At 74.9% G+C, this 22,838-nt stretch carries 18 protein-coding genes and 1 pseudogene; 4 read left to right on the forward strand and 15 right to left on the reverse strand.

Annotated elements, in window-relative coordinates:
* Positions 1-678 precede the first annotated feature (678 nt).
* Positions 679-1,296: a dihydrofolate reductase family protein gene (locus tag F8568_RS43600; protein ID WP_151600029.1), complete on the forward strand. Its 618-nt coding sequence runs from the start codon at positions 679-681 to the stop codon at positions 1,294-1,296.
* A gap of 67 nt (positions 1,297-1,363) precedes the next feature.
* On the opposite strand, the gene F8568_RS43605 is transcribed toward F8568_RS43600, so the two are convergent.
* Together F8568_RS43605 and F8568_RS43610 are read right to left on the reverse strand one after the other, a co-directional pair.
* Complete coding sequence (locus tag F8568_RS43605) at positions 1,364-3,280, reverse strand: glycoside hydrolase family 3 protein (protein WP_236010074.1); 1,917 nt, start codon at positions 3,278-3,280, stop codon at positions 1,364-1,366.
* A gap of 549 nt (positions 3,281-3,829) precedes the next feature.
* Complete coding sequence (locus F8568_RS43610; RefSeq protein ID WP_151600030.1) at positions 3,830-4,828, reverse strand: DUF2382 domain-containing protein; 999 nt, start codon at positions 4,826-4,828, stop codon at positions 3,830-3,832.
* A gap of 284 nt (positions 4,829-5,112) precedes the next feature.
* On the opposite strand from F8568_RS43610, the gene F8568_RS43615 reads away from it, so the two are divergent.
* Positions 5,113-6,147: a matrixin family metalloprotease gene (locus tag F8568_RS43615; protein ID WP_151600031.1), complete on the forward strand. Its 1,035-nt coding sequence runs from the start codon at positions 5,113-5,115 to the stop codon at positions 6,145-6,147.
* An 18-nt stretch (positions 6,148-6,165) separates the two neighbouring features.
* Here the strand turns inward: F8568_RS43615 and F8568_RS50065 are convergent, their stop codons facing one another.
* The 3 genes from F8568_RS50065 to F8568_RS43630 form a co-directional block, all read right to left on the reverse strand.
* Positions 6,166-6,774 (reverse strand): class E sortase, encoded by a 609-nt coding sequence (locus tag F8568_RS50065; RefSeq protein ID WP_160573985.1) that lies wholly within the window; start codon positions 6,772-6,774, stop codon positions 6,166-6,168.
* 167 nt (positions 6,775-6,941) lie between these two features.
* Positions 6,942-8,258: a chaplin family protein gene (locus F8568_RS43625; protein ID WP_151600033.1), complete on the reverse strand. Its 1,317-nt coding sequence runs from the start codon at positions 8,256-8,258 to the stop codon at positions 6,942-6,944.
* A gap of 235 nt (positions 8,259-8,493) precedes the next feature.
* Positions 8,494-9,459 carry a hypothetical protein gene (locus tag F8568_RS43630; RefSeq protein ID WP_151600034.1) on the reverse strand — a complete coding sequence of 322 codons (966 nt, stop codon included), beginning with the start codon at positions 9,457-9,459 and terminating at the stop codon, positions 8,494-8,496.
* 370 nt (positions 9,460-9,829) lie between these two features.
* Between F8568_RS43630 and F8568_RS43635 the strand changes: the two genes are divergently transcribed.
* The gene (locus F8568_RS43635; protein WP_151600035.1) at positions 9,830-10,108 is read left to right on the forward strand and encodes a hypothetical protein; all 279 of its coding nucleotides are present in this window, start codon (positions 9,830-9,832) and stop codon (positions 10,106-10,108) included.
* A gap of 144 nt (positions 10,109-10,252) precedes the next feature.
* On the opposite strand, the gene F8568_RS43640 is transcribed toward F8568_RS43635, so the two are convergent.
* Together F8568_RS43640 and F8568_RS43645 are read right to left on the reverse strand one after the other, a co-directional pair.
* Complete coding sequence (locus F8568_RS43640) at positions 10,253-11,497, reverse strand: NAD(P)-binding domain-containing protein (RefSeq protein ID WP_151600036.1); 1,245 nt, start codon at positions 11,495-11,497, stop codon at positions 10,253-10,255.
* A gap of 77 nt (positions 11,498-11,574) precedes the next feature.
* A complete protein-coding gene (locus tag F8568_RS43645; RefSeq protein WP_236010075.1) occupies positions 11,575-12,885 on the reverse strand; it encodes a carboxylate--amine ligase in 1,311 nt (436 codons plus the stop codon).
* 680 nt (positions 12,886-13,565) lie between these two features.
* Between F8568_RS43645 and F8568_RS49170 the strand changes: the two genes are divergently transcribed.
* On the forward strand, positions 13,566-14,444 hold the full coding sequence (locus tag F8568_RS49170) for a glycosyl hydrolase (RefSeq protein ID WP_236010080.1): 879 nt from the start codon (positions 13,566-13,568) through the stop codon (positions 14,442-14,444).
* A gap of 122 nt (positions 14,445-14,566) precedes the next feature.
* On the opposite strand, the pseudogene F8568_RS49175 reads toward F8568_RS49170, so the two are convergent.
* The 8 genes and pseudogenes from F8568_RS49175 to F8568_RS43685 form a co-directional block, all read right to left on the reverse strand.
* Positions 14,567-14,974: pseudogene (locus tag F8568_RS49175) on the reverse strand (glycosyltransferase family 4 protein); the annotation flags it as partial.
* On the reverse strand, positions 14,866-15,468 hold the full coding sequence (locus F8568_RS49180; RefSeq protein ID WP_236010076.1) for a glycosyltransferase: 603 nt from the start codon (positions 15,466-15,468) through the stop codon (positions 14,866-14,868). The pseudogene F8568_RS49175 and the gene F8568_RS49180, both read right to left, overlap by 109 nt.
* A complete protein-coding gene (locus F8568_RS43660) occupies positions 15,461-17,014 on the reverse strand; it encodes a GNAT family N-acetyltransferase (RefSeq protein ID WP_151600037.1) in 1,554 nt (517 codons plus the stop codon). The genes F8568_RS49180 and F8568_RS43660 overlap by 8 nt, the downstream gene beginning before the upstream one ends.
* A complete protein-coding gene (locus F8568_RS43665) occupies positions 17,011-17,937 on the reverse strand; it encodes a hypothetical protein (RefSeq protein ID WP_151600038.1) in 927 nt (308 codons plus the stop codon). Before F8568_RS43665 ends, F8568_RS43660 begins: the two co-directional genes overlap by 4 nt.
* Before the next feature lie 23 nt (positions 17,938-17,960).
* Entirely contained in the window at positions 17,961-19,082 is a 1,122-nt protein-coding gene (locus F8568_RS43670; protein ID WP_328601305.1) for a glycosyltransferase, read from the reverse strand.
* Complete coding sequence (locus F8568_RS43675) at positions 19,079-19,756, reverse strand: polysaccharide deacetylase family protein (protein WP_151600067.1); 678 nt, start codon at positions 19,754-19,756, stop codon at positions 19,079-19,081. Before F8568_RS43675 ends, F8568_RS43670 begins: the two co-directional genes overlap by 4 nt.
* Positions 19,728-21,413, reverse strand: coding sequence for a lipid II flippase MurJ (locus tag F8568_RS43680; protein WP_151600039.1), 1,686 nt, complete (start codon positions 21,411-21,413; stop codon positions 19,728-19,730). Before F8568_RS43680 ends, F8568_RS43675 begins: the two co-directional genes overlap by 29 nt.
* 59 nt (positions 21,414-21,472) lie before the next feature.
* The gene (locus F8568_RS43685; protein ID WP_328601306.1) at positions 21,473-22,828 is read right to left on the reverse strand and encodes an O-antigen ligase family protein; all 1,356 of its coding nucleotides are present in this window, start codon (positions 22,826-22,828) and stop codon (positions 21,473-21,475) included.
* Between the last annotated feature and the right edge of the window lie 10 nt (positions 22,829-22,838).

Consider the following 22,838-nt stretch of genomic DNA (forward strand, 5'->3'; position numbering starts at 1 on the left):
CCAGGGGCCGCAGAGGCTCCAAAGTCAAGGGTGGACGAAGTCCATCGCGTAGCGACGCCGAAGGCGCCCTTGACTTTGGAGGGGCGGCCCCGTACTTGACTTTGGAGGGGCGGCCCCGTACGCAAGCGCCACCCCACCACCCGAACACCCCTCTTGCAACCTTCCCGAACATCCGAATCAGACTCCCGAACACTTTCAACTCAGTTTCCCCGCAAGCTCTCCATGACCGAACACCCATTATTGGCGATCACCGCACTCCACCCCCTAACTCGCATCCACACCACGCCCACGAACAGACGAACAGTCATGTACACGAACAATCACGTGCACGCACCCCCGTGTCCGCCCACACCCACTACGCCTACGCCCACACCGTGAGCGCTTCACGTATGCGATCCAGAACCATCATTCCGCTCTTCACCGCCCAAAACGCCTTCTAATCCCGCTCTTTACGCTCACCGATCCGTTTCTCTCAGCGTCGGCGCCCGCCGGCCTGGCGTGCCGCAGGGCTCGGTACGTCCGCAGTTCGGGTCGTCAGGCCGTGTGACATCCCTCAGCCGGCTGCTCACCACACACGTGCAGATGCGGCCCATGCGGCTGTGCGATGAGTTCCGGCGGTGGCGATGGTCGAAGCCCGTGAGCACTGTGCGTCATCGCGAGCGGCCAAGGAGCACCAGGATGCGAAAGATCACGGCGGGACTGTTCATCTCGCTCGACGGAGTCGTCGAGGACCCGCAGGACTGGCACTTCCCCTACTTCAACGACGAGATGGGGCAGGCCGTCGACGAGCAGATGAGCTCGGCCGACACCCTCCTGCTCGGGCGCCGGACCTACGACAGCTTCGCGGGCGCGTGGCCCGACCGCGAGAAGGCCGGCGGCGAGGACCAGGTCTTTGCGAAGAAGCTCGGCGACGCCCGCAAGATCGTGGTGTCCGCCCAGGAGCTCCGGTTCAGCTGGCGCAATTCCGAGCGGCTTCAGGGCGACCTCATCGAGGCGGTGACGGCGTTGAAGGAGGAACCGTCGACGATGGACATCGCGATGAGCGGATCGGTGTCGCTCGTCCGCCGGCTGCTGGCGGCGGGGCTGCTCGACGAGCTTCGCCTGCTGGTCCATCCGATCGCCGTGGGCGAGGGGATGCGGCTGTTCGAGGACGTGGACGCACCGCTGCCGCTGAAGCTGATCTCCTCGGCGACCTTCGCCACCGGCGTCGTCCACCTGGTGTACCGCCTGGACGACGGCGCTCCGACCGGCGGCTACGCGAAGGCCAAGGCGAGCCTTCCGCAGGCCGCCGGCTAGGAGGCCGTGTCGGCTTCAGTCTTCCGGCGCCGGGGCGAGCCCCCCGGCGCCGGAAGACGAGGACGGCTCAGCGGTGCGTGCGGAGGCCGTACCCGTACGGGAACAGCGGGGCGTAGTTCTTGTCGCCGACGTTGATCGGCTCCTGCGACTCGCTCCGCGGCCACGTGTAGGACAGCCGGCCGGTGTAGGGACGGTTCCCGAAGAGGGTGTCGGAGACGCCGGCGCCCTCGCTGCCGGGCAGCCACGACATCACGAACGCGTCCATCTTCGGCAGTTCGTCGGTGACGATCTGCGGCCGCCCCGCGACGTCCAGCACGACGCACTTGTCGATGGCGGAGCAGACCTTGTCGATGTTGGCCTTGTCGGCGTCGGACAGGTTGAGGGTGTGGCCGTTGCCGACGTCGCCGACGCCTTCGGCGTAGGGCGTCTCGCCGACCACGACGACTCCGACGTCGCTGCCGGCCGTGGGCGCGGACGCGTCGGCGCTGTAGGTGACGTTCTTGGCGTTCTGCTTGATGCCCTGCAGGATCGTGGTCCCGGGGATGGTGTTCCCGGGGGCGCCCTGCCAGGTGACGGTCCAGCCGCCGGCCTGGTTGCCGATGTCGTCGGCGTTGACGCCGGCGACGTAGATGTGCTGCGACTTCTTCAGCGGCAGCGCATGCCCGGAGTTCTTCAGCAGCACCTGCGACTCGGCGACGGCGCGGCGGGCGACGGCGCGGTGCGCGGGCGACCCGACCGTCTTGATGTTGGTCCGGTCGGTGTAGGGGTGCTCGAAGAGGCCGAGCTCGAACTTGGCCTTGAGGATGCGGCGGACGGCGTCGTCGATGCGGGACGTGGCGACGCGTCCGGCCTTCACCTCGGCGAGGAGGGTCTGCTCGAACTGGGGCGCGCTGTAGGGCTCCATGAACATGTCCATGCCGGCGTTGACGGCCGTCCGGACCTGCGTGGCGTAGTCGCCGGGGAGCTGGTGGATGGCCTCCCAGTCGCTGATGAGGAACCCGTCGAACCCGATCTTCTTCTTGAGGACGTCGGTGAGCAGCTCCTTGCTGGCGCTCATCTTGACCGGGTTGCCGACGCCGTCCTCCGTCCAGTCGACGCTGGAGAACGACGGCATGATGCTGCCGACGTGGTACTTGTGCACGGCCGGGATGTACGGCGCGAGGTCGATCTTGTTGAAGTGGGCGTGGTCGGTGATGGTGACGCCCTGGTCGATGGTGTAGGTGCCGCTGGTGGACGACCCGTACTTGGTGTCGCCGTCGCCCGCGTAGTGCTTGGCGGTGGCGAGGACGTGCGTGGGGTCGGCGAGGTCCCTGGTGCGCTTGCCCTGGAATCCCTCGAGGGCGGTCTCCATCTGCATGACGAGCGCGGGGTCCTCGCTGAAGGACTCGTAGGTGCGTCCCCAGCGCAGGTCGCGGGAGACGCAGATGCAGGGGGCGAACACCCACTGCGGGCCGGTCGCGCGCGTCTCGGTCGCGGTGATCCGCTCCTCCTCGCGGACGAGCGCGGGGTCGCGGGTCGCGCCCATCGCGTTGTTGTGCGGGAAGACGGTGGCGCCGACGAGGTTGTTGTCGCCGTGGACGGAGTCGATCCCGTACAGCAGCGGGATCTTCAGCCGCGTCTTGAGCGCGGCGGCCTGGTACCGGTCGACCATGTCGGCCCAGCCGGACGGGGTGTTGTCGGACGGCACGGAGCCGCCGCCGGACAGCACGGAGCCGAGCGCGAGCGAGGTGATCTGGCTCGGGTCGGCGTCGATGGCGCCGCGCTCGGCCTGCGTCATCTGGCCGATCTTCTCCTCGAGCGTCATCCGGCCGAGCAGGTCGGAGACGCGCTGGGCGACGGGGAGCCGCGGGTCGAGGTAGCCGGCGGAGGCCGGTGCGTCCGCGAGGGCGGGGCCGCTCGCCGCGGGGACGGCGGCGGCCGCGACCGCGAGGGCGGCCAGCGAACGCCTGATCCGGGCGGACGTTCGGGTGTGGGGGTGTCGCAAGGTCCCTCCTGGGTCGTGACGGCGACGACGCCGCGCGGCCCGAGGCGGGGCCGCGCGCCCGCCCGTGTCCGCGGGTGCGCGGACGGGGTCACGGCGGCCCGGACGGCCATGACCCCTGCGGCGGGCTTCAGCGTCACCAGGAACCTCCCCCGGCCTTGATCACCTGTCAAGCGTCCCGCGCCGCGGTCTGGATGATCTTGATCGAAGCATGGGGCGGGGGTCTTGACGGAGACTAAGTTCACTATTTAAATCATGGGTCGAATTAAGCCGGTCGGACGGGTCGGGGCGATGAGCGCCGCGCCCGCCGTCGCGCTGCCCGCCGCGTGTCGGCCCGGCCATCCGTCCCGCCACGTTGGCCACACCCGGCCGCGCCCGCCCCGCCCGTGCATTCCGCGCGGACGGGGCGGCGGGCATGCTGGGGCGCCCGGCCGGCCTGCGGGTGGAAGGGCCGGCCGGGCGCGCGCGATCCGGTGTCTCGGAAGGTGCGCCGGGCGATACCGGAGCGATGCCGGGGTGTATCGGAGTGCCGGGGGCGGTGCGGGGCCGGGCTCAGCCGCGGGAGCGGCCGCCTTGGTCGTGGTCGGCGTGGCTGCCGTCGTCGCGGGTGACCTCGACGCGCTCCCTGCGCAGCTCGCCGCGGACGGTCTGCTCGTCCTGGACCCGCTCGGTGCGGATCCGGACGCGCTCCACCGGGACGGTCTCCTTGGCCACGACCGGGCGCTCCTCGTAGAGGATGATCTCCTGGTCGTCCTCGGTGATGGTGACCTGCACGCCGGGCCGCCCGTCCGTGATCGGCTCCCGGTCGATCCTGATCTCTTCGTGGGTGACCGGGATGGTCCGCTCGACCATCTCGGTCTCCACCCACTTGCGCACGTGCACGCGGCCGGACTCGTGCCGCTCGGTCTCGATGCGCAGCCGCTCCTCGGACCGGGTGATCTCGGTCATCGGGGCGCCGGGCTGCGCGGGCAGCGGCTCGCCGCGCTTGTCCCGCTCGGGGTGGACGGCCATCCCCGCGGCGCCCGCGGTCCCGGACGTCCCGGAGGTGCCGGACGTCCCGCCCATGCCGGACGACGGCGCCCTGCCCTGCGCACCGGTCGTGCCCTGGTCGGACGGCGCCGGCTCGCCCGCCATGCCCGTATCGCCCGCCATGCCCTGCTCGCCGGGCGTCCCGGTGCCGGTGCCGCGGCCGGTCTCCTCGGCCGTGCCCTCGCCGTCCTCCGTGCGGCGGCCGCTCGGCGGGCGCACGCCGTAGTGCCGGTACAGGTCGACGATCTGGGCGTGCGAGAGGTGCTCGTCGGCGTCCACGTTCGGCGCGCCCTTGATCGTCTCCTTGTCGTAGGGCACCTGCAGCATGTCATGGGCCTTGCGGGCGCCGGACAGCGGGACGAAGCTCTCCCGCATCCCGAACCATCCGGTGTGCACCGTCACCCATTCCGGCGCGCCGGAGTCGTCGTTGAGGTAGACCTGCTTGACGGTGCCGACCTTGGCGCCGTGGGTGTCGGTCACGCTCATCCCCATGAGTTCCCGCACCTGTGTCTGCGTCTGCACCTTGAACACCCCCGAGTTGCCTGCTTACCTCCTGATTTTTCCGTACTGCGCACCGGTAAACACGTTTACCGAACCATGGACGGTGATTTGCCCGGCACTGACCGGGCCGCTCCGGACCGGCCGGTCGCCATTCTCCGGAAAATGTGCAGATGGCCGTTTATTTAGCAATGGCGATATGTGCAATGTGGTGATCATTTTAGCCTGTGCCGGTTTGCCTTTCCCGGCGCCGCGAAAGACTGACGGCTGGAGCGCGAAGGGCTGTACCGACACATCGGAGAAATTGCATGGACGACGTATCGCCCGCCGGACGCGGGCGGCGCACCGGCGTCTGGTGCGCCGCCGCCGCGACGGCCCTGTCCTGCACGGTCACGGGCGGCGCGGCCACCGCCGCCACCGCCGCCGAGCCTGGACGGCCGCCCGGCTGGTGCAAGCCGGACGGGGCGCTCACCGCGCGCGCGATGCCGCAGCGTATCAAGCTCTCCGAGTGCGACCTGCGCGGCCGGGTGGTGCGCGGCGAGAACGGCCTCGCCGCGACGGTCCCGTCCGACGGCACCTCGGTGATCGCGCACTCGCTGCGCACCGACGGCGCGTCCGAGCTGCGCGTCGAGGTGGACGAGGCGAAGGGCGAGATCACCCTCGCCGCGGCGGGGACGCGGTCGCCGCAGGGCCGGCCGCGCGAGTTCCGCGCGCCGATCGACGCCTGCCAGGACGACGCCTACCAGCAGGAACCGAGCAAGTGGCCGAAGGGCTCCGCGATCGAGTGGCACTACTACCCGGGGACGGCGGGCCTGCCGATGTCGGGCGTGTCCACCGGGATCGCCGGCATGTTCGGCGCCAGGACGGACTGCAACGCGGCCCGTACGTTCACGCCGCCGCCGGACGTCTCGCAGAGGTACGCGGGCCGGACGGCGACACCGCCGAACCTGACGGCGGGCGGGGTGTGCGGCGACCGCGACGGGACGAACGTCTCCGGCTGGGAGGCGATGCCGGGCGCGGACGCCGACGTCCTCGCGGCGACCTGCACCTGGTTCCGGGGCGCGACGACGATCGAGAACGACACCGCGCTGCAGGAGCACGGGAAGAGGTGGTGGCCGGGCCCGCAGGACGGCTCGCCCTGCCCGGCGGGAAGCTATGACGCCGCCGCCGTCGCGACGCACGAGGCGGGCCACATGCTCGGCCTCGGGCACGTCGAGGGATCGCAGCACTCCGCGCTGACCATGGCGCCGACCGTCGCGGCCTGCGACGACGACCCGGCCACCCTCGGGAAGGGCGACTACGCCGGGCTCATCGCGCTTTACGGGGCCCGCTCGTCCGCCTGACCAAATTTATCCACCGGGTCATTTCCTCATCTTTCCGACGACGACGATGCGGCGCCGGTCGGAGCCTTTCGGGGTGCAGCTGATGAGCGTGACGTACTCGCCGTCCGGGGCCTTTCCGCGTTTGAACGGGACGGGTTCGAGCGCGCGCCGGTCGGTCGGCTTGATGATGTGCCTGCCGCGCACCCGGTAGACGTAGGTCCTGTGGTGCGCCTTGAGGACGATCCGGTCGCCGCGCCGCAGCCGGTCCAGCCGTCCGAACGGGTGCAGCCAGGTGGTGCGGTGCCCGAGCAGGACGGTGTTGCCGAGGGCGCCGGGCGGGGCCGTCCGCGGGTAGTGGCCGACGCCCTTGCTGAGCACGCGCTCCGAGACGCCCTCCCGCATCTTGATCTTCAGGTGGATCCGCTTGATCGAGATCGTGCCGATCACCTTCCCGATCCGCGGCCGGGCTGCGTGCCGGGCGGCGGCCGGCTGATCCGCGGCCGGCCTGGACGGTGCGGCGTGCGCCGCCGGCACCCCGGCGACCGCCACGCATCCGGCGGCGAGGAGCGCCACCGCGGGCAGCGTCCGGCCGGGCGCGCGTGACGCGCCGCCGTCCCAGCACCGCCCGTCCCGCCTCGCGTCGTTCACTGTCTTCGTCTCCAGCATCGTGTCCGTCTCCAGCGATCAGAGTCCGGGCGGCACGGCCCGCACGGGAGGGCCGCGCCGCCCGGACGCGGGGAGGAGGCGGCACGTCTGCCGCCTCCTCGCCATCGGCTCGGCCGGCCGCGCGGATCGTCATCCGGGCCGGCGGTGGCTCACTTGGTCAGCGCGGTGCCCAGGTTGACCGGGGCCTCTTTGCCCTGCGGCAGCCGCGTGCCGACCTGCCCCGGCGTCACGTTCGCGACCGGCTTGGCGATCCGGGCGACCCTGTTCAGCAGGTCCTGCACGGCGGGCATGCCGTCGGCGCGGCGGTAGTCCGGCCCCATCGCGATGCGCTCGCTGCTCCCGCGCAGGGTCGACGGCAGCTTGTGGTGCCCGGCGGCCGGGCGGTGCTTGGCCGGCTTGTAGGGCTTCTTGTGGTGCGGCTTCTTCGGGTAGTGCTTGAACGGCGGACGCTTGTGGTGCTCGTGGCCGCCGCTGGTGACGGATGCGCCGCCCTTGCAGCCCGCCTGCGCGATGCCGAGGATCGCGCCGATCGCGTTGCCGCACACGTTCACCGGCACCGAGATCGGCGCGTACACCTGGTTCCCGCCCAGGATGGACAGGTTCCCGGACGTCTTCATGTCCGGGCGGTCGTCGCCCTTGCGCTCGACGGAGGCGCCGCCCTTGCAGCCGGCCTGGGTGATCCCCGCGATGAGGGAGATCGCGTTGCCGCACACGTTCACCGGCACGGAGATCGGCGCGTACACCTGGTTGCCGCCCAGGATGGACAGGTTGCCGGACGTCTTCATGCCGTGCCCGTGCCCGTGGCCGCCGCCCCAGCCGCCGTCCCAGCCGCCCATGCGGCCGTTGCCGGGTGCGGCCGGCGCCTGCGCGGTGCCGGCGGTCGCCTTGCGCTCCCCGGGCGCGGACGCCTGGCGCCCCTTGGGCGAAGACGCCTGGCGTTCCCTGGGCGCGGACGCCTGGCGCCCCTTGGGCGAAGACGCCTGACGTTCCCCGGGCGCGGTCGCCGCACGGCCCGTGCGCCAGCCACTGTGGCTGTGCCCGTGCCCGTCCTTGCTCTTGACCGTGGCGCCGCCCTTGCAGCCGGCCCGCGCGATGCCGACGACGGCGCCGACGGCGTTGCCGCAGACGTCGATCGGGATGGAGATCGGGGCGTAGACCTGGTTGCCGCCGCCGATCGACAGGTTGCCCGAGGTGTGCAGGTCGCCGCCCTCGCGGCCGTGCCGCTCGACGGACGCGCCGCCCTTGGAGCCGGCCTGGGCGATGCCGGCGACGGCGCCGACGGCGTTGCCGCTGACCTCGATCGGTATCGAGATCGGCGCGACGACCTGGTTGCCGCCGAGGATGGACAGGTCGCCGCTGGTGGTGGTGTCCGCCGAGGCGGGGACGCCGAGTCCGGACGCCCCCATGGCGACGCAGCCCGCCGCGACGAGAGCGGCGCGGCCGGTGTTCCTGGCCCAGATGCGCATGGTCTTGCTCCTTCTTTCGGTGAATCGGTGAATCGGTGAGTGATCACTGCGTGCACCGTCCGGGTGAGCGCAGCGGGCAGCGGCCTGGCCAGGACCGTGCCGTCCGAAAAAGCTCGGTAGGGAAGCGGGGGAAGGCGGGAAGCGGCCGTCCGGCGCGAAGCGGGAGTCCGGTCTGCGGGACGGTGCGGCTTCCGGCACGGGACGCGCGGGTACGCGCGGTGCCCGGTGGCGGGTGCTAGTCGGGGACGACCGAGGGACGGCCCGGGGCCGCCTTGTCGGTCAGGGCGGTGCGGTGGAACGCGCCGGAGTCGAGGGCGCGCGCCGCACCCGGGTGCTGGGCGGCGCCGAGGTCGGCGAACGGCCCGAACGGGTGCCCGCCGGACGGCGCGCCGCTGCGCGAGTCGCCGTCCTGCTGGGACGGCATGCCCGGGGCGCAGGGAACACGGTGCGCGTCCCCGCACGTCCGGCGGTGGCCGCCGGAGCGGTGCGCGCCGGACGGCGCCTTGCCGGTCGCGTAGCGCGCCTGCGCGTGCGCCGCGGCGGGGCGGGCGCCGGCGGTGTCGTGCGCCTTCGCGTGCCCCGCACCGTCGTCGTGGGGCGAGGCGTCCGCGGTGGCCCCCGGCGCGCCGTGCGCCGCGGTGGGCGGCCCGGCCACGCCGTGCACGAAGCCCCCGACCCCGCCGTCCGTCGAGACGCCGGGGAGCCCCAGGTGCGGCACCCCGGCCGCGCCGGCGGCCCCGGTCACGGTGCGGTCGACGGTGCCGCCGACCTCGCGGACCACGTGGCCGCCGTCGGCGGCGGCGTCGCGGTAGCGCCCGTCCAGGTAGGCGACGGGCCGCGCACCGGCCGCGCGGACGTCGCCGGCGACGGCGCCGGGCGTCCCGGCCGTCGGCCGGCCGCCCTCCAACCGGAAGTGGCGGAGCGTGGCGAGCCGGTCGAGCCCGGCGGAGTCGCTGGCGGTGTCCCGCACGGAATTCCATCGGGCGTCCCGCTGCGCTCCCCCGCCCGCAGTTCCGGTGCTCGCGGTCTTGGTGTCGCCGCCCTTTTGCGCGGCGTACGCGGACTGGTTCAGGGAACTGAGCGCGATCCATCCGGCGAAGGCGAATCCGGCGATGACGGCGACGCGCGCCAGCGCGGTTCCGAGGGCGCGCCGACGCACCTCGGGGCTGCTCGCCCCGTGGCGGATCGGTTGGCGTCGCACTGCGGAATCTCCTCGCGTCTGGCTCGCGTCGGGCTCGGTCGAGCCGTCGTTCGATGTCCGGTTCCGGGCCGGTCGGCATGACCGTAGCACCGCGCCGGGGGCATTCACCGAGCTGTCATCGAGCAGGTCGGCGCGTCTTTGCCAGCGTTTACCCGGGCATGGGTTCCGCTTTCCGCGAGCCCTTTTCCGACACCACAAAGAAGGGCCTTTGGCTGGAATTCGTCCGCTTTACCGGGACTCGTTCCCCGGGCGGCCTCCGGCGACCCCGGCATCCGGTTCCGGCCCGATGCCCAGGAGAAGCATGGCGGACGGTATCCGATGCGCTACATTCGGTCACAAGGTGGCCGTCTAGCGCCGAGGAGCCGACCGCATGCCCCCCGCCCCCTCCCCCGCGAACGCATGGTCCCCGTCGCCGCGCGGGCCGGCGCGCCCGCGCGCCGGCTCTCTCCGCGCCGCCCGCCCCGTCCGCTACTCGGTCCGCCGCGAGGGCATCCGCATCGTCCGCCGTTTCCGCAGTCCGGAGTGGATCCTCACCCGTACGCGACCGGAATGGACCCGCTTCTGGACTCTGTGCGCGCGGCTCGAATGGGCCGTCGCCACCGCCCGGGTCGAACGGGTCCGCCGCCGGGCCCGCCCGCTCTGGCGCTGACCGGCGCGCCCGCCCGCCGGGGCCCGCGTGAACGGGCGCCGGCGGCGCGCCCGCCCCGGCGCGCCACCGACGTCGTCCCGTCCTGTTCCGGTGGAGGATCCTCATCCCGGAGAGATTTCTCCACCGGCGCCTTCCGGTCGGCCGCTACCGCGCGTCCGCGTCCAGCGCGGGCGCGGGGCGCCGCGCCACCGCGAAGGCCGGGGGCGTCCGGTGGACGATGTGCCGGGCGATCCGGCGCGCCGCGAAGCCCGCGCCGTGCACGAACCGCATCACCGGCCCGAACGTCGGCGCCGCCGCCAGCCCCGCGAAGTACAAGCCCGGCATCGACGACTCGAAGTGCGCGCTGAGCACCGGCGCGCCGAGCCGGCTGTCCACCCGCACCCGCAGCTCCGGCGACAGCAGCTCCAGCCGCCCGACCTCCGGTACGAACCCGGTCGCGGCGATCACGTGCTCGGCCTCCACGACGAGGCGCCGCCCCGTCCGGTCGACGGTGGTGACCGCGATGACGTCGTCCTGCTCGGCGGCCTTCACCAGCCGCCGCCCGGTCGACACGCGGATCCGCTCGTCCAGCCGGTCCCGCAGCCACCACGCGCCGGCGGGCGGCAGCGTCTCGCGGACCAGCCGCAGCCGGGTCCGCTCCGGCAGGTACCGGACGACACCGGGCCGCTCCGCCCACACCCACGTCCGGTAGCCCGTGCCGAGCCCGGACCGCGGGCCCTCCCGCAGCCGCTCCCCGAGGGTGCGGTGCTCCTTCGGCACCGCGTTCCAGTCGAGCTCGCCGCGCCGCGCGATGACGTGCGGGTGCGCGCCCGCGTCGGCGAGCAGCACCGCCGTCTCCAGCGCGGACTGCCCGGCCCCGACGACCGCGACGTCCTTGCCCGCGAACAGGCTCAGGTCGCGGTGGTCGCCGCTGTGCGAGACGAGCCAGGACGGCATGCCCGACAGCTCCGCGGGGATGTGCGCGAACGGGCCGACGCCGACCGCGACCACGACGGCGCGGGCCGCGATCACCTCGCCGGTGGCGAGGGACACCTGGTACTCGGAAGGGCCGCCCCGCGCGACCTTCACCACCTCGCCGGGCTCGACGCCCGGGACCGTCTGCTCGGCGAACCAGCGGCCGTAGGCGACGAAGGTGTCCAGCGGGATCGGCTGCCCGAGCCGCCACTCCGGGTGGCGGTCGGTGAAGCGCAGGCCGTCCTGCGGCGCCCCGAGGTCGGAGGCGAAGGGCTCGGACTTCAGGTACATGCCCTCGGGCATGCTCGTGGCCCAGTACTCCATCGGCGTACCGATGATCCGTACGCCGAGCCCGAGGTTCTGCAGGTGGGCGGCGGTCGACAGGCCGTAGGGCCCGGCGCCGACGATGACGGCGTCGCTGACCGAGTCGGTCATTTCTCGTTCCCCCGAAAGTGTGTCGTGCTCGTGGCGGCGCCGCGTCCCCCGGCGGCGCCGATGGTGCGCCGGCCGGCTCAGCGGCCGGCCGGGCGGGGCGTGCGTCCCCGCGCGCCCCCGGCGGCGCGCAGCACGCTCTGCCCGCCCATGGCCAGGAACGGCGGCAGGTCGTCGCCGGCGTACCAGGCCAGCTCGTCGGCCTCGCGCAGCGGGCGGAGGGTCCCCGCGCGCAGCAGCGGCCGGCCGAGCGTCTGCCGCAGGTAGTGGTTCTCCACCAGCAGCCGGCGGCCGAACGCCGGCAGCGCCGGCGGGACGTCGCGCCCGGACTGGTCCAGGTGCAGGACGCGGACGAGGTCGAGCCCGCGCCGGTCGGTGAACAGCCGGAACTGCGCGCCGAGCCGCGGGTTGAAGTCGAGCAGGTGGTAGGCGCCGGTCCCGGCGTCGAACCGGAAGTCCAGGTCGACCGGCCCCCGGCAGCCCATCAGCTGGGCGGTCCGCACCGCGAGCCGCTCCAGCTCGGGGTTGCGGGCCCACTCCCCGGCGACCGTGTGGCCGGCCTGCGGCGGATGCGCGAGGTGCTTGCGGCCGGTCGCGCCGAACAGGCAGTCCAGCGACGCGTCGAAGTAGCCGTGGAAGAACCAGTCGCCGCCGTCCGGCGGGATGCGCCGCTGCAGGATCAGCGGGCCCGCGCCGCCGTCCGGGTCGCGCCGGAGCCCGGCCGCGAACAGCCGGTACGCCTCGTCAAGGGTGTGCGCGACGGTGGTGCTGCGCATGCCCGGCGGCAGCCGCCACGGCCGCGCCCACTTGGCGATCAGCGGTAGGCCGAGCTCGGCGGCGGCGTCCTCGACGTCGGCGGCGCCGCGCGGCGTGCGGCTCTGCGGGCACGGCACGCCGTGCTCCCGGAGCGCGGCGATGAGCTGCGACTTGTCGGCGACGCGGCGCGGGACGTCGCGGTCCTGGCGCGGGAAGACGAACGCGGACGCGAGCGCCTCGGCGTGCTCGGCGACGAACAGCGCGCCGGCGTCGTCGACGGGCAGCAGCAGCGCGGGGCCGCCGATCCGCTCGGCGATCCGGTGCAGGTGGGCGGCCAGCTCGGCGGGACGCTCGGCGGGCGGCCCCCACGGGTGCCCCCGGTACAGGTAGCGGGAGCGGGACGCCGGGCTGGCGCGGTCCTCCAGCATGGCGTGCACCGGCACCCCGGCGCGGCCGAGGGAGCGGATCGCGCCGAGGCTGCCGTGGTGGAAGCGGTTGCGGTCGGTGCGCAGCAGCAGGACGGGCAGTCCGGGGTCCAGGAGCGGCGCCGGCGGCGTCCGCGCCTCCTCCGGGGACGGCCCTGCGGCCCCCCGGGGACTCCGCCCGAAGGCGGTGAACAGTGTTTCGAGGAACATCCGGATCAGCCGGCCGGTTCCTGCGGCGGGTCTTGGCGCACGGCGTGCCCTTCCCTTTTCCAGGTAAATTTTGTTTTGTGATCGGCCGCTTGGCCGATTCGTTCGCCGCGGCCGCCAGAGGGCATACATTACGCATGCAAGCTGGGAATATCCATTCGACCGGGCGGCGGCCGCGGGAAACACCGCGGAAAAGGCGTGCCGCGTTCTTTCCGGTCCCGACGGTATTGCTCGCCACCGCCGCGCTGGCCGCGCTCGCGGCGTCCACGCTGGTCGGCTGGTTCCGGCCGCAGGCCGCGCACAGAACGGTGAATTATGTGCCCTTGGGGGCATTTCTCGGGTCGGGCGCGGAGGGCGTCGCCCGGGTGGAGCGGTTCCAGCGCTGGCTGGGCACGCCGGTCACCGTCGGGCGCACCTACCTGCCGGGCGACTCCTGGGAGGACGTCGAGGGCCCGCCGCAGATCCTGCTGCCCTGGACGCGCTGGCGGGAGGCCGACCCGCGCCGGATGCTCGCCGTCAACGTGCCGATGATGGCGCCGAACGAGGCGGGGCTGCCCCCGGTGGTGGTGTCCTCGCTGCTGCGCGGCGGCGCGTCGGGCGCGTTCGACGAGCACTACCGGACGCTCGCGCGGCACCTGGTGGAGCTGGGCGCGGGCGGCTCTGTGATCGTCCTCGGCTGGGAGATGAACGGCGAGGTGTACGACGGCCGCTGCGCGCCGAACCCGGCCGCGTGGAAGGCGTACTGGCGGCGCATCGTCGCGGCGATGCGCGCGGTTCCCGGCGCGCGTTTCCGGTTCGATTTCGCGCCGACCCGCGGCCGTGACGCGATCCCGTGGACGGAGTGCTATCCGGGCGACGACGTGGTGGACATCATCGGTTCCGACAGCTATGACCAGCCACCCGGTGAGTCGTTCCAGGAGTACATCGACGAGCCGTACGGGATGAAGGCGCAGGCGGACTTCGCCGCCGCGCACGGAAAGCCCATCTCCTTTCCGGAATGGGGCCTGTTCCGCAACTCCGACAACCCCGAATATATCCAGGGAATGCATGACTGGATCGTGTCCCATAACGTGGTCTACCAGTCGGTCACGGACTACTGCCCGCACGGCGTGTGGGAATGCGGCGCGAACCCGCGGTCGGCGCGGGCCTACCGGGAGCTGTTCGGCGGGGTGACCGCGCCGTCGCCCGTGGCGCCCGGCAACGTCGCCACGCCGCCGATCGCCCCGCCGCCCTCGGCGCCGGCCCCGCCGGCCGGGCCGGCGTCGCCACCGGCGTCCGCCCCGGTGCCCGCTCCGCCTTCCGGGGCGCAGCCCGCCGGAGGGCCGCCGTCCGGGGCGGCGGTCCCGCCGCCGGCACCGGCGAGCACCTCGCCCGCACCGCCGTGGAAACCGCCGGCGCGTTCCGCGCCCGACATCGCGAGGGCCTCCGAACCGGCGCGGACGTCCGTGCCGAGGCCGCCGGCGCCCGCGAGCTCGCGGGCCACGCCGTCCGGCACCGGCCCGCGGCCTGCGACCTCGCGGGTGACCGCGGCGAGGCGCGCGACCGTCCCGGCGATGTCGTAGGCCGCCGCGGCCGCCGCCGCCTCGCGGCCCTCCCGCTCGGCGACCCCCGGGAACAGCAGCCGCGCCGCCATCGCGTCGGCGAGCGCGCCCGGGTCCTCGGCCGGCACCAGCGCGCCGAGCCCGGGACGGACGACCTCCGCGATGCCGGGGATGTCCGTCCCGACGAGGCAGCGGCCGGTGGCGAGCGCCTCCAGCGCGGTCAGCGGCAGCCCCTCCCAGCGCGACGGCAGCACGACCACGTTCGCGGCGGCCAGCCAGTCCCGCGGGTCCGGCACCGCCGGGACGAACCGGACGCCCGGCGCCCGGCGGCGCAGCGCGTCCAGGTCCTCGCCGTCGCCGACGATCGCGAGCAGCGCGGACGGGCACCGGGCGGCGACCGCGGGCCACGCCGCGACCAGCACGTCCTGCGCCTTCTGCCGGGTCACCCGGCCGACGCACACCGCGAGCGGCGCGGCGGCGGGCAGTCCCAGCCGGGTCCGCGCGGCGAGCCGCGCGGCCGCGTCGGCGGGCCCGAACCGGCGCCGGTCCACCCCGTTGCGGACGAGCCGGAACGGGCCGCGGACCCCGGCCCGCATCCCGGTCCGCAGCTCCCCCTCGCCGACGCAGACGAGCGCGTCGGCGCGGCGGGCCGCGTACCGCTCCCAGAGCCGGCTGGCCGCGACCAGCCGTGCGGCTGGAAGATCGCGGGCACCCCGGCGGGGCGGCGCAGCAGCCGTCCCGCGAGGCCCGCCTTCGCGGAGTGCAGGTGGACGACGTCGGGCTGGAAGCCCTTGACCAGGCGGCGCAGCCGCAGCGCCTCCAGCGGTGTCCCCGGGCCGGGGGCGCGGCCGGCGTCCCAGTTGAACCACGGCACGCCCGCCGCCGCGCACCGGGCGGGCAGGTCGCCGCCGGCCGGGCAGGCGACCGCCACCTCCCAGCCGCGGCGCCGCTGGTCGGCGACCGCCTGGCCGACGTAGACGGCGACGCCGCCCGCGTTCGGCTGGCTGACGTGCAGGACGCGCAGCGGCTCGGCGGCGTCAGCCATCCCCGGCCCGCCCGCCCTTCCCCGCGCCCGCCTCCCCGTCGCGCCCCGGCCCCGCTTCACTTACCGGCAGGGCGGCACCCCCCGGCCCCGCGCCACGCACCGCCTCCCCGCCGTCGACCGGCACAGCGTCGCCCCCCGGCATCCCGTCATCGCGCACCGGCAAGGCGTCGCGCACCGGCAGGGCGTCACTTACCGGTAGGGCGTCGCGCACCGCCTCCCCGTCGCGGACTGGCACAGCGTCACGCACGGGCGTCCCGTCATCGCGCGCCGGCGCCCCGTCGCTTACCGCCGGGGCGTCGCGCACCGGCAGGGCGTCGTGGCGCGGTTGCGGGACGTCCTCGCGGCTCGCGCTGGTCGGCAGCGCGTCCTCGCGCGGCGCGTCCTGCGGATCGGGCTCGGGCGGCGGCACCGTCGCGGGACGGTGGTGGCGGCGGGCGGCGAGGCCCGCGCGGACCAGCGCCAGCCCCGCGAACACCGGCGCCGGGAAGGCGCGGCCGAGGACGATCCGCTGGTTCTGGACGCGGTGCGGCCGCCATTTCAGCTTGTAGGGCTCCTCGCCGCGCAGCAGGTTGACGGCCTGCCGGCCGCGGGCGCGCGCGATGGCGAGGTCCTCGCGCAGCAGCATCAGCGCCACGTCCACGCTGCCGCGCAGCTCCGGGATCGCCCCGTACAGGTAGGCGCCGACGAACCGGTGCCCGATGAGGACGAGGTCGCTCGCGACGAGCCGCCCGTCCCAGTGGTACCGCAGCACGGCGGCGCGGCCCTCGCGGACCATCGCGGCGCCCGCCTCGGCCAGGTGCCGGCGGAACCGCTCGCGGGAGTGCTCGGGGTTCATCGGCCGGCCCCGCCACTGCCGGGCGTGCAGGTCCAGCAGGGCGGCGATCGCGTCCGCCGCCTCCTCGGGCGGGACGGTCTCGACCGTGACGCCCCGCACGTCGATCTTGCGGAGCTTCGCGCGCATCTTGCCGGCGCTGCGGCGCGGCAGCCGGTCCATGACCTCGGCGATGTCGGTGCAGGGCAGCTCCATGCACACCGACGCGGGCATCGGCCACGTCCGGCCGGGCCAGCGCCGCGCCACCTGGTGGACGACCGAGCCGGGCCGCACCTCGCGCAGGTCGATCGCGCAGCGGCCGCGCATCCCGTGCAGGGCGCGCGCGAGGTGCTCGACGGCGCCGTCCGCGTACGCGGGGTCGAGCAGGAAGTCGGTGAAGTCGCTCTGCCCCTCGGCGATCGGCACCAGCACGGGGAAGCCCCAGCGGCCCGCGGTCATCAGCGGCGCGGCGGCGACGAGGCGGCCCCGGTACCGGACGAGGACGAGTCGCAGCCGTCCGCGGATGCCGTACCAGCCCCACCAGGCGCTCAGCCATTCGGGGGACTGGAATGGGGTGGCCTCCGGGCAGCGCTCGTACAGTTCGCGCAGCTCATCGGCCAGTTCGAGGAGGGCGCCCTCGTCGCGGCGCACCTCCACCTGCCAGGCCGCGGCTCGCGCGGCGGGCCCGGCCGGCCCGGCGGCCCGGCTCGGGCGGATCATGCTGGACAGCGTCACGAGTGCACCTCCACGGGTTCGGTGGCGGGGCTCGGCACGGCCCCGCGCGGCGGGCGGGACGCGTCGTGCTGGCCCCGCTGCTGGGCTCGGCCGCGGCGCCCGCTGAGGACGGCGGCGCCGAGCCCGGCGAGCAGCACGCCGGACGCGGTGCCGACCGCGACGTCGAGCGGCGGGTTCGGCGACGACGGCGCCGACGGGGTCGCGGCCATGCTCATCAGCGCGACGCGGACGCCGGTGTCGGAGCGGTGCGACGTGCCGTAGCGGACGAGGGCGTCGGCGGCGGCGTTGGCGAACGCGGCGGCGCCGGCCGGGCTGTCCGCGCTGCCCGCGAGCTTGATGAGCGGCGTGTCGGGCGAGGTGGACGACTGGATGTGGTCGCGGGTGGCGGCCATCGCGCCGTCCGGCAGCGGGATCGAGGAGTAGGCGAGGGTCTCCGGCAGCGGCGCGAGCCGGCCGAACGCCTGCGCGAAGCTGACCGCGGCGGGTCCCTGGCCGCCGGGGCCGTCGTCCACGACGAGGACGTAGGCGGTGGCGGTGTAGGTCGCCGGCGCGAACAGGGCGTAGCCGAGGCCGCCGAGGAATCCGCTGAGCACGAGCGCGATGAGCAGCCCGAACCGGCGGAGGAACGCGGCGGCCGGGGTGCGCAGCCGGCCGGCGACGGCACCGGCGACCGCCCCGGCGGCGCGGCCGGGAGTGGCGGCGGCGCGCCGCGTCGTCGCCCGGCCGGTCTTGCCCCGGTCGGCCTTGCCGCGATCGGGCGCGGCGTGGGCGGGCTCGGTGCGGCCGGGCTCGGTGCGAGCGGGCCCGGCGTGACCGGACTGCGCGTGACCGGCCTCGGCGCGGGCGGGCTCGGTGGGCGGGCCGCCGCCTCCGGTGGCCGGTTTCCCGGTGGCAGGCTTCTTCGTGGCGTCGCGTTGCGACATCGGCTGACCCTTCTCTCGTGCCGTCAGGTCGGGATGGACTCGCGGGCGGGCCGCGTCCGCCCGGTGCTCGGCATGCCGCCGGTGTAGAGGCGGGCGAGTTTCGCGGCCTGCTCCGCGATGGCGTAGCGGTGGACGGCCGCCGGCACCGGGACCCGTCCGGTGCGGCGCGCGAGGGCGGCGCCCCAGGCGTCCGGACCGGCGGCGGCGGGCAGGCGGGTGGCGTGCGGCGCGTCGTCGGGGGGAAGGTCGTCGAGGGCCGGGCAGGCGGTGCGGACGGCGGGGAGCCCGGCGGCGAGCGCCTCCAGGACGCCGAGGCCGAACGTCTCCTGCGCGGACGGGGCGGCGTACACGTCCAGCGCGGCGAGGACGGACGCGACGTCACCGGTCCCGCCCGCGAAGACGACGCGGCCGGCGACGGCGGGCGCCGCGGCGAGCCGTTCGAGCCGCGCGCGCTCGGGGCCGTCGCCCGCGATGAGCAGCCGCAGGCCGGGCGTCCGGGCGGCGGCGCCGATGAGCAGGTCGATCCGCTTGGTCGGGACGAGGCGGCCGACGGTGCCGGCGACGTGCGCGTCCATCGGGATGCCGAGGCGGCGGCGGGTCTCGGCGCGCCGCGCGGGGTCGAACGCGAACGCGGCGGCGTCGATCCCGTTGGGGATGACCGTGATGCGGCCGGGCGGGACGCCCCAGGCGCGCAGCCGCGCCGCGACCGTCGGCGACACCGCGACCGTCACCGTCCCGAGCCGCTCGGTCGCCCGGTAGAGGGCCCGCACGGCGCGGGTGGTGCGGCGTCCCTCGATGTGCCCGTCGCCGAGGGAGTGCTCCGTGGCGATGATGCGGGGCGTCCCGGCGAGGCGCGCGGCGACGCGCCCGTAGACGCAGGCCCGGTACAGGTGCGTGTGGACGACGCCGTACCGGCCGTCGCGGATCAGCCGGACGAGCCGCGGCAGCGCGGCGAGGTCGCGGTTGCCGCGCATGCCGAGCTCGTGGACCGGCACGCCGCCGCCCCGGATCCGCTCCCCCAGCACGCCCGCGTGCGTCAGCGTCGCCACCTCGCACTCCATGGGCAGGTGGCGCAGGAGCAGCGCGAGCTGGTGCTCGGCGCCGCCGTGCTCCAGTCCGGTGATCACGTGCAGGACGCGGGTCACATGCGGCTCCGCCACAGCATCTGGTGCCGGACGAGCTTGGCGCGCAGCCGCAGGCTCCCGTCGCGCTCGCCGATGTAGGCGCGACCGAGCGCGTGCCGGGACGGCTCGTCCGGGCGGATGTGGCAGGCGTAGTCGTATCCGGCGGCGCGGACCGCGTCGATCTCGCGGGCGTCCGCGCGCCCGTACGGGTAGGCGAACCCGGTGACCCGCCGGCCGATGATCTCTTCGAGGTCGGCGCGGCTCTCCTCGAGCTCCTCGCGCAGCTCGGTGTCGTCGACCTCGGGCAGCGGGACGTGGTGGCGGCCGTGCGAGGCGACCTCCATACCGGTGTCGGCGACGGTGCGCAGCTGCTCGGCGGTCATGAGCGGCTTGCGGGGGCCGGTGTCCCACGCGTTGTACGAGCCGACCCGTCCGGACACGGCGAAGACGGTCGCGCCGAACCCGTACCGGACGAGGACGGGCAGGGCGCGGGTGGCGAAGTCGGCGTAGCCGTCGTCGAAGGTGAGGCCGACGAGGCCGCGGGCGCGGCCGGCGGCGTGCTCGGCGAGCAGCTCCGCCATCCCGGCGCCGCGCAGGCCGCGGGCGCGCAGCCAGGCCATCTGCCGCTCGAACCGGGGCGGCGAGACGGTCACCAGGTGCGGGTCGTCATCGTAGTGATCGATCGAGTGGTACATCAGCACCAGCGGCGGCGGTTCGACCTCCTGCGGAGGCCGCGCCGGATGCGCGCTCGGCGCGGGGCTGGTCGTCGGCGCCGTCTCCGGCACCGGTTCGGTCGGCTGGGTCACTGGTTCCCCCGGAAGATGTGCGGCCGCGGCGGGCGAGCGCGCCGGGCCTCCATGAGGGCCATGGGATGGTCCATGGCGCGATGAGGTCGCGTCCCGCCAGGGCGATCAGGGCGGCGAACGCGGCGGCGGTCGCGAGGCCGCCGGCGGCGAGCCGGACGAGCGCGGGCGCGGCGCCCAGCGGCGCGGTGGCGAGCAGGGCGGCGGCGCCGGCGAGGGACGCGAGGACGGTGAGCCGGGCGAGGTCGGCGGCGACGCGGCGCAGCGGGATCGGTGCGACGCGCGCGCGCACCCCGGCGAGCAGCAGGACGGCGGCGAGGGTGATGCCGGCGGCGTCGGCGGCGGCGAGCGCGGCCGTCCCGGCGAGGGCGGCGAACGCGGCGCAGCCGGCGGCGGTGACGGCGAGGCCGCCGGCGAGGACGGCGGTGGGCCGCCACTGCGGGCGCCGCTGCGCGAAGAACGCGCGGGTGGCGATCCCGACGGTCGACTGGCCCCACAGCCCGAGCGCGTAGACGCGCAGGGTGGCGGCGGTGTCGGCGGTGTCGGCGGCGGTGAACTCGCCGTGCTGGAACAGCACCCGGATGATGTCGGGCGCGAACGCGACGAGGAACGCAGACGCGCTCAGCACGAAGCCGCCCGCGACGACGAGGTCCTGCCGGATGCGCCGGGCGACGCCGCCGGTGTCGCCGTCCGCGGACGCGCGCGCGAGGCGCGGGAACGTCACGGTGACGATCAGCAGCGACAGCACCATCGGGACCTGCGCGACCTTCTGCGCGTAGTTCAGGTGCGAGATCGACCCGGCGGCGAGGCCGGAGCCGATGAACCGCTCGACGAACACCTGCGCCTGGCGGGTGACGGTGTAGACGACGACGGGCGCGACGGCGGCGAGGCCGAGCCGCAGGGCCGCCGCGTCCAGGCGGGGGGCGGCGTCCTCGCGCAGGCAGCGGACGAACGCGGGCAGCTGCACGGCGACCATGAGCACGCTGCCGAAGGCGACGCCGATCGCGGCGCTCATGATGCCGACGACCCCGGCGAGCCCGGCGATGAGGGCGAGGATCCCGACGTTGTAGGCGAGGTAGATGGCGGCGGGCGGGCCGAAGCGGTGGTGCGCGCGCAGCGTCGCGCTCATGTACCCGGCGACGCCGAACGTGACGACGGTGAGGGCGGTCAGCCGGACGCACCGGACCGCGGGCCCCGGCTCCGTCAGCCCCGGCGCGAGGATCCCCACGACGACCGGTGCGGCGATGCCGAGGGTCAGCGTGGCGGCGGTGAGGCCGAGGACCATCCGGGGCAGCGTCGCCGCGGTGAGGGCGCGCAGGCCGCCGCCCCCGGCGAGCAGCCGGGTCACGACCGGGACCATGAGCAGCGCCATGGCGTCCTCGATGAGCAGCGGCGACACCGTCTCGGGGATCGTCCAGGCGACGAGGAACGCGTCGGTGGCGCCGCTCGCGCCGAACCGGTGCGCCATGACGAGGTCGCGCAGGAACCCGAGCCCGGTGCCGGCGGCGATGAGCACGCCCGACAGCGCGGCCGCCCGCCCGACCGACACGCCCCCGCCATTGGGCGCCGCACCGTCAGGCACAGCACCGGAGGCCGGCTCTCGGGCCGTCACGCGTGCTCCCCTCCCGCGACGCCGGGACCGGACGGCCGCCGGAGGCCGAAGGCACGGCGCGCGGCGGCGCCGAGCAGGACCCCGGTGAGCACGCAGGTCGGCCCGCCCATGTCCGCGTACAGGAAGTTGACGAGCAGGAACGCCGTGAACGCGGCGCCGATGAGCCAGAACGGGTCGCGCACGTCGCGGCGCGTCCACAGCCCCCGCACGACCGCGCCGAGCAGCGCGGCGAACCCGGCGAGGCCGAGCACGCCCTGCTCGGACAGGATCAGCAGGTACTCGTCGTGCGGCGACAGCAGCGGCTGCCGCCGGTAGCCGTTGACGGGGTCGTCGGTCTCGCTGCCGGACGACAGCTCGATGCCCGCGTAGGTGTCGCGGTAGGCGGGGAAGTTCTTCACGCCGACGCCGGTCACCGGGTGGTCGGCCCACATCCGCCCGGCGGCGGCCCACAGGTTGTAGCGGTCGCTGACGGACTGGTCCGGCGCGCTCACCGAGACCGCGATCGACGCGTACCGCTGCACGATCTCCCCGCCACCGAGCAGCCCGAACGCGACGAGCCCGAGCGCGGCGCAGCACACCGCCGCCTTCACCGCGAGCCACCGGTCGAAGGCCACCAGCATCAGCCCGACCCCGGCGGCGAGCGCGATCCAGCTGCCGCGGCTCAGCGCGAGCAGCAGCGCGAGCGCCAGCACGCCGAGCCCGGCCAGCGCGACCGGCGCCGCCGCGGCCCCGTACCGGGGCGCGACCAGCGCGAACGCCGTCAGGACGAGGACCGCGAACCCGACGACGATGGACATCGCCATGACGTCGGCCGCGCCGAACGTGCCGACCGCGCGGACGTTCGCGCCGCCGATCGACGCACCCGTCCCGGTGAGCGCCTGCCAGATCCCGTACAGCGCCTCGCCGAGCCCGAGGCCGAGCACCGACCCGAACACGATGCCGAGGTCGCGGCGGTCCCGGACGAGCAGCACGACGGCGAGCGGCACCAGCACGAAGATCTGCACGTCCCGCACGAACCCCGGCAGGCTGGACGCGATGTCGGGAGACGCGACCGTCGTCACGCCGAGGGTCGCGGCGAGCGGCGCGAACGCCCACAGCGCGCGGCGCGGCATCGCGACCCGTCCCCGGGCGACCAGCAGCGCGGCCGCCGCGACCATGAGGACGCTCGCGCAGTCGCCGGCGGTGACCTGCACCCCGGCGCCGTCCCCAGCGGCCGCGCCGCTCCCTCCAGGCGGGACGCCGACGCACGCGACGGTCGCCGCGACCAGCCAGCTCGGCCGAGCGAGGAGGCCGGCGAGCGCGCGGCGGGACACCACCGGCGCCCGGCCCGGCCAGGGCACGACGGCCGTCACGCGAGCAGCT

This window comes from Actinomadura physcomitrii (assembly GCF_008923205.2).
Classification (GTDB): Bacteria; Actinomycetota; Actinomycetes; order Streptosporangiales; family Streptosporangiaceae; genus Spirillospora; species Spirillospora physcomitrii.